At 76.8% G+C, this 13,597-nt stretch carries 14 protein-coding genes; 4 read left to right on the top strand and 10 right to left on the bottom strand.

Annotated elements, in window-relative coordinates:
• Nucleotides 1-207 precede the first annotated feature (207 nt).
• From E5225_RS15915 to E5225_RS15925, 3 genes are all read right to left on the bottom strand, one after another.
• Nucleotides 208-987, bottom strand: coding sequence for an SDR family oxidoreductase (locus E5225_RS15915; RefSeq protein WP_135972101.1), 780 nt, complete (start codon nucleotides 985-987; stop codon nucleotides 208-210).
• A gap of 94 nt (nucleotides 988-1,081) precedes the next feature.
• Complete coding sequence (locus tag E5225_RS15920; RefSeq protein WP_135972102.1) at nucleotides 1,082-1,696, bottom strand: class I SAM-dependent methyltransferase; 615 nt, start codon at nucleotides 1,694-1,696, stop codon at nucleotides 1,082-1,084.
• Nucleotides 1,693-2,196: an NUDIX hydrolase gene (locus tag E5225_RS15925; protein WP_135972103.1), complete on the bottom strand. Its 504-nt coding sequence runs from the start codon at nucleotides 2,194-2,196 to the stop codon at nucleotides 1,693-1,695. Before E5225_RS15925 ends, E5225_RS15920 begins: the two co-directional genes overlap by 4 nt.
• Before the next feature lie 123 nt (nucleotides 2,197-2,319).
• Here E5225_RS15925 and E5225_RS15930 point away from each other — a divergent pair, with 123 nt between their 5' ends.
• A complete protein-coding gene (locus E5225_RS15930; protein ID WP_135972104.1) occupies nucleotides 2,320-3,645 on the top strand; it encodes an MFS transporter in 1,326 nt (441 codons plus the stop codon).
• Here the strand turns inward: E5225_RS15930 and E5225_RS15935 are convergent.
• On the bottom strand, nucleotides 3,629-4,195 hold the full coding sequence (locus tag E5225_RS15935; RefSeq protein ID WP_135972105.1) for a type 1 glutamine amidotransferase domain-containing protein: 567 nt from the start codon (nucleotides 4,193-4,195) through the stop codon (nucleotides 3,629-3,631). The genes E5225_RS15930 and E5225_RS15935 overlap by 17 nt on opposite strands.
• Before the next feature lie 168 nt (nucleotides 4,196-4,363).
• Here E5225_RS15935 and E5225_RS15940 point away from each other — a divergent pair, with 168 nt between their 5' ends.
• Both E5225_RS15940 and E5225_RS15945 read left to right on the top strand, forming a co-directional pair.
• Entirely contained in the window at nucleotides 4,364-4,735 is a 372-nt protein-coding gene (locus E5225_RS15940; RefSeq protein ID WP_135972106.1) for a YciI family protein, read from the top strand.
• Nucleotides 4,732-6,009 carry an RNA polymerase sigma factor gene (locus E5225_RS15945; protein ID WP_135972131.1) on the top strand — a complete coding sequence of 426 codons (1,278 nt, stop codon included), beginning with the start codon at nucleotides 4,732-4,734 and terminating at the stop codon, nucleotides 6,007-6,009. Before E5225_RS15940 ends, E5225_RS15945 begins: the two co-directional genes overlap by 4 nt.
• A 31-nt stretch (nucleotides 6,010-6,040) precedes the next feature.
• Here E5225_RS15945 and E5225_RS15950 read toward each other — a convergent pair whose 3' ends face one another.
• Together E5225_RS15950 and E5225_RS15955 are read right to left on the bottom strand one after the other, a co-directional pair.
• Nucleotides 6,041-7,291: an Nramp family divalent metal transporter gene (locus E5225_RS15950; protein ID WP_135972132.1), complete on the bottom strand. Its 1,251-nt coding sequence runs from the start codon at nucleotides 7,289-7,291 to the stop codon at nucleotides 6,041-6,043.
• Between the two features lie 58 nt (nucleotides 7,292-7,349).
• Nucleotides 7,350-8,015: a hypothetical protein gene (locus E5225_RS15955; protein ID WP_341867941.1), complete on the bottom strand. Its 666-nt coding sequence runs from the start codon at nucleotides 8,013-8,015 to the stop codon at nucleotides 7,350-7,352.
• A gap of 244 nt (nucleotides 8,016-8,259) precedes the next feature.
• On the opposite strand from E5225_RS15955, the gene E5225_RS15960 reads away from it, so the two are divergent.
• A complete protein-coding gene (locus tag E5225_RS15960; protein WP_135972108.1) occupies nucleotides 8,260-9,372 on the top strand; it encodes a GNAT family N-acetyltransferase in 1,113 nt (370 codons plus the stop codon).
• 49 nt (nucleotides 9,373-9,421) lie between these two features.
• Here the strand turns inward: E5225_RS15960 and E5225_RS15965 are convergent, their stop codons facing one another.
• The 4 genes from E5225_RS15965 to E5225_RS15980 form a co-directional block, all read right to left on the bottom strand.
• Nucleotides 9,422-9,877, bottom strand: a complete 456-nt coding sequence (locus tag E5225_RS15965; protein ID WP_135972109.1) for a hypothetical protein — start codon at nucleotides 9,875-9,877, stop codon at nucleotides 9,422-9,424.
• A gap of 114 nt (nucleotides 9,878-9,991) precedes the next feature.
• Complete coding sequence (locus E5225_RS15970) at nucleotides 9,992-10,741, bottom strand: SRPBCC family protein (RefSeq protein WP_135972110.1); 750 nt, start codon at nucleotides 10,739-10,741, stop codon at nucleotides 9,992-9,994.
• A 22-nt stretch (nucleotides 10,742-10,763) separates the two neighbouring features.
• Nucleotides 10,764-11,840, bottom strand: coding sequence for an ABC transporter ATP-binding protein (locus E5225_RS15975; protein ID WP_135972111.1), 1,077 nt, complete (start codon nucleotides 11,838-11,840; stop codon nucleotides 10,764-10,766).
• 19 nt (nucleotides 11,841-11,859) lie between these two features.
• Nucleotides 11,860-13,587, bottom strand: coding sequence for an ABC transporter permease (locus E5225_RS15980; RefSeq protein WP_135972112.1), 1,728 nt, complete (start codon nucleotides 13,585-13,587; stop codon nucleotides 11,860-11,862).
• Nucleotides 13,588-13,597: the final 10 nt, after the last annotated feature.

The raw sequence follows: 13,597 nt of genomic DNA on the forward strand, positions 1-13,597 counted from the left end.
CTCCTCCTTCTGCCCGGTGCGTCGCCGCCGGAGCGGGGTCTGTTCCGCGGGCGTACGCACGGTGTGCGTACGCCCGCGGGAAGAGGTCCGCATCCCGGCCGACGCGCCGTGGCGACACGCGGACGGTGCCGGCCGACGCGGTGCCGGCGGACGCGGTGCCGGCCGACGCGGTGCCGGCGGACGCGGTGCCGGCCGACGCGGGTGGCGTCAGATGATCAGCGACTGGCCGCCGTCGACGAACACCTCGCTGCCCGTCACGTGGCCGGCCGCGTCGGAGACGAGGAACGAGACGACGTCAGCCACCTGCGCGGCGGAGCCGGACTCGTCGCCCGTCAGCGGGATCTGGCCCTCGGGGAACTCCACGGGCACACCGACGTCCTCGGTGCCGCGCTGCTCGGTGCTGTCCAGGATGTTCGTGTCGATGGCGCCCGGGCACACGGAGTTGACGCGCACGCCGCGCGGGCCCAGCTCCACGGCCATCATCCGCGCGAACGCGACCTGGCCGGCCTTGCTCGTCGAGTACGCCGACGCGCCTGCGGTGGTGAACGTGCGCGTGCCGTTCATCGAGGAGATCACGACGACCGCACCCCCCTGGCGCACCAGCAGCGGCACCGCGTACTTCACCGTGAGGAACGTGCCCGTGAGGTTCGTGGTCAGCGTCGCCTGCCACTCCTCGGGCTCGAGGTCCTCGATCGGCGCCCACACGCCGTTGATCCCGGCGTTCGCGACGACGACGTCGAGCCGCCCGAGCTCCTCCTCGACGCGCGCGTACACCGCGCGCACCGCGGCGGCGTCGCCGACGTCGGCGGCCACCGGCAGCACCGTCCCGCCGGCGCCCCGGATCTCCGCCGCGACGTCGTCGGCCTCGTCCTGGTGGTGCCCGAGCGCGACGACCGTCGCCCCGTCGCGTGCGAGCCGCAACGCGCTCGCCCGCCCGATCCCCGACCCCGCGCCCGTGACCAGCGCGACCTTGCCCTGCAGCGTCATCGTGCAACCCCTCCCGTGGCCGGCCCCGGTGCCGGCTGCGTCGACGCTAGCGACGCCCCCGCGCGACCGCCCGGCGAGAGCCGCAGAGCGACGCTCACGCGGCCGGGCGCGTCCAGACCACCGACCAACGCCAGTACAGGTGGCGCCGATAGCGGCCACCCGGTAGCACCTCGGCCACCAGCACCCGCATCTGCGCGTACGTCGCGGGTGGCGGCCAGACCGTCGGAGACGGGTGCTCCCAGTAGCCGCGGCGGCGGCGCGCCACCGCGTTCGCCGCCACCGCCGCCACCTCGTACGGCAGGTCGCGCGGCGACGCCGAGCGCGCCAGCCCGACCACCGCGAGCCGGCCACCGGGCCGGACGAGCTCGGCGAGGCGCAGCAGGCCGGCGCGCGCGTCGAGGTGGTGCAGCGTGGCGACCGACGCGACGAGGTCGAACGACGCCGGCGGGAAGGGGTGCGTGAGCACGTCCGCCTCGACGTACGTGACGCCGCCGCCGGCCGCCCGAGCGGCGTCGAGGCTCGGGCCGTGGAGGTCGACGCCGGTCACGTCCGGCACGCGCTCCGCGAGGCGGCGGGCGAGCGTGCCCTCGCCGCAGCCGACGTCGAGCGCGGTGCGCGCGCCGGGGGGCAGGGCGTCGAGGACCACGCGGTGGTAGTGCGCGTTGTGGTTCCCGCGGTCGCCGTCGGCGGCCGGGGCGCCGCCGGTCACGCGCCCGCGCCCCGGGCGACGAGCGCGTCGATCGCGGGGACCTGGCCGGCGACGAGCCGCTCGCGCGCGTCGTCGAGGCCGCACCACGCGGCCCGGTCCACCTCGGGGAACGTCGCGCGCCGGCCCGAGCGCGGCGGCCACTCCATGTCGATCGTGCTGACGCCGGGCCGGGTCGCGAGGTCGTCCGACGCGGGGTCGTCGGGCGAGCCGACGAGGCCGGCCGGCACCTCGATCGCGAGGACGACGACCACCTTGCCGGACGCGTACCGGAACGCACCCAGCTCGACGGTGGGCAGGTCCGGCGCGGGCAGCCCGACCTCCTCACGGAACTCCCGGAGCGCAGCGGTCACGACGTCCTCGCCCCGCTCGACGAGCCCCTTGGGCACGGTCCACGCGCGCGCGTCCTTGCGCGCCCAGAACGGCCCGCCCATGTGGGCGAGCAGGACGCGCGGCGCGGGGCCGGCGTGGTGCAGGAGGACCCCGGCGCTGGTGACGGGCATCCCGGGAACCTACCGCGCGGCACCGACGCCCCGGGGGACGAACCGGCGGAGACCGGGACATCCGCGTGAAGGACCGCCCGCACTCGTGTCAACGCCCCGCGTGAAACTGCTACGGTGCGCCCCATGCCGACGCCCGGGCACCGCTCCGCGTTCTGGTGGCTGTGGACCTCGTCGGGGCTGTCGAACGCCGCGGACGGCGTGCTCAAGACCGCCCTCCCGCTCGTGGCGCTGCGCTACACCGACTCCCCCGTCGTCATCGCCGGCATCCCGCTCGCGCTCACCCTGCCGTGGCTGCTCGTCTCCCTGCCCGCCGGGGCGCTCGCCGACCGGTGGGACCGGCGCCGGACCATGCTGGTCGCGAACCTCGTGCGGGCCGTCGCGGTCCTCGCGCTCGTCGTCGTGCCCGCCACGGGCATCCCGTCGATGTGGCTGCTGTACGGCGTCGCGTTCGCCCTCGGCACCGCCGAGGTGTTCCACGACACGTGCGCGCAGTCGATCCTGCCGCAGGTGGTCGGGCGCGACGAGCTGGACCGCGCGAACGGGCGGCTGTACGCCGTCGAGATGACCGCCAACCAGTTCGTCGGGCCCCCGCTCGGGGGATTCCTCGTGGCCGCGGGCGTCGCCGTCGCCATGGGCGCGCCCGCGCTGCTGTGGGGGCTCGCCGTCGGGGCGCTCCTGATGGTGCGCGGCGCCTTCCGTGCCGGGCCGTCGGGCGGCGCGGGGGCCGGCGCGGCGCGCACCACGAGCCTGTGGGCCGAGGTCGGCGAGGGCCTGCGCTTCCTCTGGCGGCGTCCCGTGCTGCGCACGCTCGCCCTCATGGTCGGCGTCTCCAACCTCGCCGAGTCCGCGATGATGGCTGTCTTCGTGCTGTGGGCCGTCGGCCCCGACTCGCCGCTGGGCCTGTCGGAGCCGGGGTACGGCGCCCTCATGACCTCCGTCGCCGTCGGGGCCGTGATCGGCTCCCTCTGCGCGGCCCGGGTGGCGGACCGCCTCGGCCGCACGCTCGCCCTGGCGCTGTGCATCCTCGTCGCCGCCGCGTCGCACGCCGTCCCGGCGCTGACCACGAGCGTCCTCGTCGTCGCGGGCGTGTGGGCGCTCGCCGGTGCCGGCATCGCCGTGTGGAACGTCGTCACGGTGTCGCTGCGCCAGCGGCTCACCCCCGACCACCTCCTCGGCCGGCTCAACAGCGCCTACCGGCTGCTCGCGTGGGGCACCATGCCCGTCGGCGCGCTGCTCGGCGGGCTGGTCGCGCAGCGCGTCGGGCTCGTGTGGGTGTTCGCCGTCGCCACGGCCCTCGACCTCGTGCTGCTGCTGTGCCTGCCGGTCCTGCGCGAGCGCCACCTGCGCGCGGCCGAGCGGGAGGCCGGCACGGCCCCCCACCCGGCCGACGAGGACGGCCCGGCGCAGGCGCCCCGGCCCGCCGAGGGGACCGTCAGCGCGACCCCGTGAGCGCCGCGTCCACCGCGGCGAGGAAGTCGTCCAGGTCGTCCGGGGTGCGCGACGTGACGAGCGTCCAGCCGCCCGCGTCGTCGCTCACCACCGACCGGTCCACCCACTCGCCGCCCGCGTTGCGGACGTCCGTGCGCAGCGACGGGTACGACGTCAGCGTCTTGCCCCCGAGCACGCCCGCCTCGACCAGCGCCCACGGGCCGTGGCAGATCGCGGCCACCGGGCGACCGTCGGCCGTGAAGGCCTGCACGAGCGCGGGGGCGTCGTCCTGCAGGCGCAGGCTGTCGGCGTTGATGGTGCCGCCGGGCAGCAGCAGCAGGTCGTAGCCGGACGCGTCCACGGCCGACAGGACGACGTCGGGGTCGACGCTCTCGCCCGGGTCCTTGTCGCCGACGAGGGTCTGGATCGGGCCGTCCTCGACGGCGGCGACGTCGACCTGGGCGCCGGCGTCGCGCAGGTGCCGCACGGGCACGACCAGCTCGTCCTGCTCGACGCCGTAGTTGGTGACGACGGCGAGCACGCGGCGGCCGGTGAGGTCGGTGTCGGGCATGTCCTCGCTCCTTCGGGGTGGGGTGCGATGTCCCTGCCACGTTAGGTCGGGGCGGCTCGGGTCGCCGGGCGAGGACGCCCGGCCCGGCCCGGTCGTCGAAATCGGGGACCCTCGCGCGTCAGACCCGTGCGGGGCACAGTGGGTGCCTCCCGACGAGAGGGGACCGCCATGGCCGACGCACGCACGTACCTGGTGATGCTGTGGGGCGACGAGGCGCCGTGGGTGGCCGCGACGCCCGAGCAGCGCGCCGCCGCCTTCGCCGACCACGGCCGCTTCTCGGACGCCTGCGCGGCCGGCGGGCACGAGATCCTCGGTGGCGAGGAGCTGGACACGGCCCGTACCTCGACCCTCGTGCGCCCGGGCGGCGACGGCACCGAGGTCGTCGACGGCCCGTACACGGAGACGGTCGAGCAGCTCGGCGGGTTCTACCTGGTCCGCACGGCCGACCTCGCGGGCCTGCAGGCCCTCGTGCCGATCATCATGGACGGCGGGACGGTCGAGATCCGGCCCGTCGTGCCGTACGTGGAGGAGGGGTCCTGACGCAGGCACGGGCGGACGTCGACGCCGCGCTCGCGGAGGCGTGGCGCGCGCACTGGTCGCACGTCGTCGCGCTGCTCGTCGGGCAGTTCGCGAGCCCGGACCTCGCCGAGGACGGCGCGGCGGACGCGTTCGAGGCGGCGGCGCGCACGTGGCCGGTCGACGGCGTGCCCACCCGGCCCGGTGCCTGGCTGCTCACGGCGGCGCGGCGCCGGGTCCTCGACCGGCTGCGCACCCAGGCGGTGCACCGGCGCAAGGAACCGCTCATGGTCGTCGACGCGCAGGTGCGCGCGCTGGCCGCGGCGGCGGTGGACCCGGGCGCGCACGTCGCCGACGAGCAGCTGCGCCTCGTGCTGGCGTGCTGCCACCCGGCGCTGGCGCCCGCCGACCGCGTGACGCTGACGCTGCGGTTCGTGGTCGGGCTCGGGACGGCGGACATCGCGCGGCTGCAGCTGGTGCAGCACTCCGCGATGTCGGCCCGGTTGACGCGCGCGAAGAAGCGGCTCGCGACGTCGGGCATCCCGTTCTCCGTGCCGGCCGCGGACCGGCTCGAGGAGCGGCTCGACGCGGTCGCGACGGTGCTGTACCTCGTGTTCACGGCCGGCTACCAGCCGGCCGAGGCGCCCGGCGGCCTGCGCGTCGACCTCGCCGACCAGGCGATCCGCCTCACGCGCGAGCTCGACGGGCTGCTCGGCGGGCGGCCCGGCCTGCGGGCGCTGCGCGCGCTGATGCTGCTGCAGCACTCCCGCCGCGACGCGCGCCTCGACGCCGACGGGCGCATCGTCCTGCTGCCCGACCAGGACCGGACCCGCTGGTACGCCGACGAGATCGCGGAGGGGCTCGGGCTCGTGCGCGCGCTGCCGCCGCTCGACGGACTGGCGGAGGACCACCGTCTGCAGGCGCTGGTCGCGGCAGAGCACGCGTCGGCACCGACGGCGGCCGCCACGCGGTGGGACGTCGTCGCCGGGCTGTACGGGGCGCTCGAGCGGCGCACGGGGTCGCCGGTCGTGCGGCTCGCCCGGGCCGTCGCCGTCGCCGAGGCCGCGGGCCCGGCGGCGGGACTCGCCCTGCTGGACGGTCTCGACGACGCCCTCGCGCACCACCACCGGCTCCCCGCGGTCCGGGGTGAGCTGCTGCTGCGCGCGGGCCGGCCGGCGGACGCCGTCGCGGAGCTGACGCGCGCGCTCGCGCTCGTGCCCGACACGGCGGAGCGCACCCACCTGACCGAGCGGCTGGACGCGGCGCGCGCGGCGGCGCGCCGGACGGGCAAGGGCTGAGCGCGAGCCCGGGCCCCCGCGTCGGCCCGCGTCAGCCCGCGACGAGCAGCACCAGCAGGGCGAGGTTGAGCAGGACGACGAGCGCGACCACGACCCACAGCACGGCCTGCAGCCACGGGCCGTTGCGGTCGGCGCCCATGAGCTCGCGGTCGCGGCCGAGCCGCACCAGCGGCACCAGCGCGAACGGGATGCCGAAGCTCAGCACGACCTGGCTGAGCACGAGCGTCCACGTCGGGTCGGCGCCGAGGGCGAGCAGCAGCACGGCGGGGACGATCGTCACCGCGCGGCGCACGAGGAGCGGCACCTTCTTGTGGACCAGGCCCTCCATGATCGCCGCGCCCGCGTAGGCGCCGACGGACGTGGAGGCGAGGCCCGAGGCGAGCAGGCCGACGGCGAACGCGATGCCGATGCCCGGCCCCAGCGCATCGACGATCGCGGCGTGCGCGCCCTCGATCGAGTCGGTGCCCGCGGTGCCCTGCAGCCCGGCTGCGGCCAGCAGCAGGAGACCGAGGTTCACCGCGCCGGCGACCGCGAGCGCCGTGGCGACGTCCCACCGGGTGGCGCGCAGCAGCAGGCGCCGGCCGTCGCCGGCGGGGGCGTGCCCGTGCCGGTCGCGCACGAGCGCGGAGTGCACGTAGATGGCGTGCGGCATGACGGTCGCGCCGAGCATGCTCGCGGCCAGCAGCACGGAGTCGGTGCCGGCGAACCGCGGCACGAGGCCGCCGAGCATGCCGCCCGGGTCCGGCGGGTCGACGGCGAGGCCGCAGAGGAACCCGACCGTGATGACGCCGAGCAGCGTGACGACGACGACCTCGAACCGCCGCTGCCCGAACCGGTCCTGCGTGACGAGCAGCGCCATCGACGCGACCCCGACGACCAGCCCGCCCAGCGGCAGCGGCACCCCGAACAGCAGGTGGAGGGCGATCGCGCCGCCCACGACCTCGGCCACGTCGGTGGCGGCGGCGACGAGCTCGGCCTGGGCCCAGAACGCGAGGCGCGGCCCGCGGCGCAGCCGGCTGCCGAGCACGTCGGGCAACGACCGGCCGGTGACGAGGCCGAGCTTCGCGGACTGGTACTGGACGAGCACGGCCATGACGTTCGCGGCCACCAGCACCCACAGCAGCAGGTACCCGTACCGCGCGCCGGCGGTGAGGTTCGCGGCGACGTTGCCCGGGTCGACGTAGGCGACGGCGGCCACGAACGCGGGGCCGAGCAGCACGGGCACGCCGCGGCCGGGGCGCGCCCGCCCGGTGGGGCGGCTCGGCTCCTCGACGGCGGGCAAGGCCACGGCTCCCCCTGAAGTTCGGTTGACCGAACTCTAGCGCGCGGAAAACCGAAAGTCAGCGGCGAGCGGCGTGGGCGGGACGTCGTTCAGGCGGCCACCGCGCGCTCCCACGCGTCGCCCTCGACGCGCCGGAACCCCACCCGCGCCAGGTACGGCGCCGAGCCCGGCGGCGCCGTCGGCACCACGAGCCGGTCGAGCCCGTGGGCCGCGAACACGTCCGTGCCCCGGTACACGAACTCCCCCGGCGTGAAGTCGCGGAAGCGCGGCGTGACCCAGTCGAGCAGCACGACACCGGTGCCGCCCCCGAGTCGCGCACCAGCACCACGCCGACCGTCTCGTCGCCGCGCACCACGAGGAACGCCAGCTCGTCGCCGTCGCCGGGGCCGACGTCGCGCGCGGGCACGGCCCGGTGCCGGGCGACGTCGTCCGCGTGCACCGCGAGCACGTGCCGCAGGTAGGCGTCGTCGGGTGCGACCTCGACCACCGCGTACACGCGGGCGTCACCGCGCTCGCGGCGCAGGCGCCACAGCCAGTACACGTTGACCAGGGAGATCGCACCGTTCATGGCCACGAACGCCCAGATCCCGAACACCGCGTTGTACGCCGTCGCGAGCAGCGACCCGACCAGGTTCAGCACGCGGAAGCGCCACACGCGCGCCTGCATCAGGGACACCACGACCAGCACGGAGCCGGCCCAGCCGACGACCTCGAGCCACACCACCGGCGCACCCTACGGCGGCGTGACCCGCGCCACACGCCGCCGCGCCCGCACCCGGCGCCGGCCGCGCCGCCGGCCCCGCCGCCGAGTTCGCCCCGTCCGCGCCGAGGTCGCCGGTCCCGGGCGGCGATCTCGGCACCGAACCGGCGAACTCGCGGGCGGGGGTGCGGGGGTGGGGCGGGCGGGGGCGGGAGTGGGGTGGCAAATGGGTCGACGGGGTCGCCGCGGCGCGTGGACAGTGGCAGGCATGGCGAGCACCACCACGACCTGGACCCTCCGCGAGCTGCCGCTCGTCCTCACCCCGCAGGACGCCGACGCCTGGCTGCAGACCGGCCTCGTGCGGGCCCGCAACGCGGTGATCCGCGCGGAGTGGGGCAACGACGACTTCGCGGGCACCGAGCGCGAGGCGTTCTCGGACCTGCAGCACCAGACGTACACGCGCCGCCGCCGGGTCGTCGCCGTGCTCGACGGCGCCGAGGACGACCCCGCGCGCGTCGTGGGCTACGCGCGCCTCGAGCTGTTCCTGAAGGAGAACACGCACACGGGCTACGCCGACGTCGGCGTGCTGCCCGAGCACCGCGGGCAGGGCATCGGCACCGCGCTGCACGAGGCCGCACTGCGCCTCGCCCGCGCCGACGGGCGCACCCGGCTCATGACCGAGACCGACCACGCCGTCGAGCCGCCGGCCGGTCCCGGCGCCCGCACCGCGTCCACCGGCTCGGGTCGCGTCCCCGCCGACGAGCCGTCCGTGCGGTTCGCGCAGGCCCACGGCTGGACCCTGGAGCAGGTGGTGCGGCACTCGCGCCTGCACCTGCCGGTCGACCCCGACGTGCTCGCGACGCACCGGGCGGCCGCGCGCGAGCGCGCCGGCGCGGACTACCGCGTCGTGTCGTGGCAGGACCTGTGCCCCGACGAGTGGGTCGACCAGTTCGCGCTGCTCAACACGCGCATGAGCACGGCCGTCCCGCTCGGCGGCCTGGACGTGCAGGAGGACGTCTGGGACGCCGCCCGCGTCCGCGCCACCGAGCAGCAGCACCTCGGACGCGGCGAGCACCTGGTGAGGTCGGCCGTCGAGCACGTGCCGAGCGGCACGCTCGTCGCGTACTCGAGTCTCGTGGTGCCGGGGCACAGCGACGAGTTCGTGTGGCAGGGCGACACGCTCGTGCTGACGGAGCACCGCGGCCGGCGGCTCGGGATGCTCGTGAAGGTCGCGCAGCTCGACCTGCTCGCGCGCGTGCGTCCGCAGGTCCGGCGCATCAGCACGTGGAACGCCGAGGAGAACAGCTTCATGCTCGCCATCAACGTCGCGCTCGGGTTCCGCCCGGAGGGCTGCGTCGGGGAGTGGCAGGCGCAGCTCTGACCGAGGGCTGAGCGAGGACGCTCGCGCGGGTCAGCTGCTCGCGGGCGGGTCAGCTGCTCGAGCTCCCGGGTGCGCGCAGCTCCTCGACCAGGCGGCGCATGTGGTCGCTGAGCTCGCTGAGCGCGCGGCCGAAGGCGTCGTCGGACTGCTCGGCGGCCGCGTCGAGCCGGTCGATCGCGGACTCGAGCCGGTCGGCGGCGGCGTCGCGGCGGTCCTGCGAGCCTCTCTCGCGCACGTCGAACGCGTCGTCGATGGCGTCCTCCGCGTCGTCGAGGGCCGGCTCGGCGATGTCGCGCACGGCCCGGTCCGCCCCGTCGAGCTCGCCCTCGATCTCGTCGATCCGCGCCTCGAACTCCTCCTCGCGCACCTGGTCCTCGCCCAGGTCCTCGGGGACGACCGTGGACGCCACGGTGTTCGCGGGTGCGGCGTCGTCGTCCGAGCAGCCCGCCAGGAGCAGGCCCCCCGCGGCGACCGCGGTGACGGCGGTGATCATCCCTCGGCGCATGGTGTCTCCTCGGACGGGGTGTACGTCCGAGTCTGGGAGGAGATGCCCGTCTCCGCGCGACGGGGCACGGATCCCCGCCGCGCGCGTCCACCCCGTCGGGCCGCGACGCGGCGGTCAGGAGGTGGTCGGCGCCCCGCCCCACCAGCCGGCCCAGCGGCGGCGCGCCTCCGCGAGCGTCGCCTCGTCGAGGCCGAACGTCGACAGGACCGCGGACACGCGGCCGTGCGGCGGGTGGTGCCCGGCCGGCTCCAGCATGAGCACCAGCAGCGACTCGATGGGGTGCAGGCGGATGCCGACCTGGTGGGCCGTCCGGTACACGACGGTGCCGCCGACGCGTGACCCGTCGGGGCGCGTGACCTCGACGTGCGCGCCGACCGGCAGGCCCCGCACGCCGTGCAGCCCGGCCCGGAAGAGCAGGGGGTCGTGGCGGTCCCCGGCGTCGAGCCCGAGCACCGACAGCGCCACGCGGTCCTCCCCGGGGTGCCGCTCGAGCGCGAACCGCAGCTGCTGGAGGAAGGCGATCCAGCCCTCGTCGACCTCGTCGTAGAGGCCGTCGTAGGGGGCCAGCGCGTCGTGGCCGCGGCGCGTGAGCGCCACCTGCGTGCGGCCCGGCGCGTCCGCCCGCGACGTGACGGTGAGGACCTCGTGGTGCGGCCACGTGAGGGTGCGCGTCGTGACGCCGTCCGCCTCCTCGACGTGCTCGCGGGGGCCGTCGACGAAGATCTGCCGGATCTCGTCGTCGAGCCCGTCGTAGTCCCAGCCGAACCACCGGCGCACGAGCCGCGGGTCACGCAGGTGCGCCCACACGTCCTCCACCGGGGCGGCGACGTCGACGGTCACGGTCTCGCGGGTCTCCAGCGTCATCGCTGCTCACTTCCGTCGCGGGTCACGAACCGGCGTGCTGCTCCGACGTTACCCATGCACCGGGCAGCGACGCGAGGGCGGCGGCGTCGGCACGCAGCGGCACCGGCGTCCCGGGCTCGCAGGACCAGCCGGCGGGGGCGAGCGCCGTCACCCGGCCCACGCCGGGCACGTCGACGACGACCTCCGTGCGGCCACGGCGCGAGCGCAGCACCGCGACCGTGCCGGTCGGCGCCCCGGCGCGTGGCCCGTCGCCCACCGCGACGACGAACGCGCCGGCCGCGAGCGCGAGCGTCGTGCCCGCGGTCGGGGCGGGGTCGAGCACGGCGACGAGCGCCCGGGCCCCCGGTGCCGCCGCGGCGGCGTCGGCGGGCACGTCGACGAACGCCTCGTACCCGAGGAACTCCGCGACGCGGCGCGAGGCCGGCCGCGACCACAGGGCCGCGGGGGCCGCGACCTGCAGCAGGCGCCCGGCGTCCATGACGGCGACGCGGTCGGCCACGGCGAACGCCTCGTCGTGGTCGTGCGTGACGAACAGCGCGGTGGTGCCGGTGGCGACCAGGACGTCGCGCAGGTCGAGCGCCAGGCGCTCGCGCAGGGACCGGTCGAGGGCGGAGAGCGGCTCGTCGAGCAGGAGCAGACGGGGCCGGGGGGCGAGGGCGCGCGCGAGGGCGACGCGCTGCCGCTCGCCGCCGGACAGGGTCGCGACGTCGCGGCGCTGCGTGCCGGGCAGGCCGACGAGGTCGAGCAGCTCGGCGACGCGCGCGCCGCGCTCGGCGCGGGGGCGGCCGGCCAGGCCGTAGGCGACGTTGCCCGCGACGTCGAGGTGCCCGAAGAGCTGCCCGTCCTGGAACAGCAGGCCGAAGCCGCGCCGGTGCACGGGCACGCCGGTCACGCCGACCCCGTCCCAGGCGACGTCGCCGCCGGCGAGCGGCTCGAGCCCGGCGACCGCCCGCAGCAGCGAGGACTTGCCGCACCCGGACGGCCCGAGCAGCGCGACGACCTCCCCGACGGGCACGTCGAGCGACACCGCGTCGACCGCCGGCCGGTCGGCCCCCGGGTACCGCACGACGACGTCGACGACGCCGAGCCCGTCACTCATGACCGCTCCTCCGACCCGCTCACCACGAGCTCCCCACGCCCGGCGGGCGCAGCCGCTCGCACACCGCCACGATCCCCGCGGTCAGGGCCGCGAGCAGCACCGACGCCGCGAGCGCCGTGCCGTAGTTGTCGACGCCCGGCCGCCCGAGCAGCCGGAAGATCACGACCGGCAGCGTCGGGTCCTCGGGCCGGGCCAGGAACGACGTCGCGCCGAACTCCCCCAGCGACGCCGCGAACGCGAACCCGAGCGCCAGGCCGACCGACCGGACCGCGACGGCGAGGTCGACGGTCCGCAGCACCCGGCCCGGCGACGCCCCCAGCGTCGCCGCGGCCTCGCGCAGCCGCGGGTCGATGGCCCGCAGGACCGGCAGGACCGTCCGCACGACGAGCGGCACCGCCACGACGGCCTGCGCGACCGGCACCAGCACGCCCGAGGTGCGCAGGTCGAGCGGCAGCCCGAAGGGCCGGTCCATCGAGACGAGGAAGCCGAACCCGACGGTCACGGCGGACACGCCGAGCGGCAGCATGAACAGCGCATCGAGGCCCGCGACGGCGCGGCGCCCGGCGGTCCGGCGGGGCCGCCGGGAGACGACGAGGGCGACGAGCCCGCCGACGACCAGCGCCAGGACGGTCGCGTCGAGCGCGACGCGCAGGGACGTCACGGTCGCCTCCCAGGGGCTGACGCGCAGCACGTCCGCCGGCTGCGCCAGCCGCGCGTAGTTCGCGAGCCCCCAGCCGTCGGGCGTCCGCAGCGACCGGACAACGAGGTTGACGAGCGGCAGCGCGAGCAGCCCGAGCGCGGTGACCGCCGTGACGACGACCGCGACGCGGTCCAGCGGGTCGCGCAGGCGCACGGGGTGCGCGGCGTCGACCGGCTCGGTGAGGGCGAGCGCCCGCTCCGTCCGGGCCCGCGCCCGGCCCGCGAGCGCGAGGGCGGCGACCACGACGACGAGCTGCACGACCGACAGCACCGCGGCGGCGCGCAGGTCGAGGAACTGCGTCGTCTGCACCCAGATCTCGGTCTCCACGGTCCCGAACTGCCGCCCGCCGAGCACGAGCACCGTGCCGAACGCGGTCGCGCAGAACAGGAACGTCAGGGACGCGGCCGACGCGATCGCGGGTGCGAGCGCCGGCAGCGTCACGGTCCGGAACGCCCGCCACGGCGATGCGCCCAGGGAGCGCGCGGCCTGCTCGGCGCGCGGGTCGAGCCGCTCCCACAGCCCGCCGACGGTCCGCACGACCACGGCGTAGTTGAAGAACACGAGCGCGAGGACGATCGCCGTCCGCGTGCCGTCGAGCCCGAGCCCGCCGAGCAGCCCGCCCTCGACGAGCAGCGAGCGGAACGCGACACCCACCACGACCGTCGGCAGCACGAACGGCACGGTGACGAACGCCCGCAGCGCGCCGCGCCCGCGGAACGTGCACCGGTGCAGCAGGTACGCGCCCGGCACGCCGAGCAGCACCGCGCCGAGCGTGCCGAGCGTGGCCTGCGTCAGGGTCTGCCCGACGATCCGCCACGTGCGCGGGCGGGACAGCACGTCGGCGAACCCGCCGAGGTCGAGCGCGCCGTCGGTGACGAACCCGCGCCCGACGATCGCGGCGACCGGCCAGGCGAAGAACACGCCGAGGAACAGCAGCGGCACCGCGACCGCCGCGGCCCACGCCAGGACGCGCCCGAGCGGCACCCCGCCGACGCCCGGCCGGTGGGCCGGTGCGGCGGGGCGCGTGCGCCCGAGCGTCGTCGTCATCCTCGGTCCG

The organism is Cellulomonas shaoxiangyii, from assembly GCF_004798685.1.
In the GTDB taxonomy this organism is placed as follows: domain Bacteria; phylum Actinomycetota; class Actinomycetes; order Actinomycetales; family Cellulomonadaceae; genus Cellulomonas; species Cellulomonas shaoxiangyii.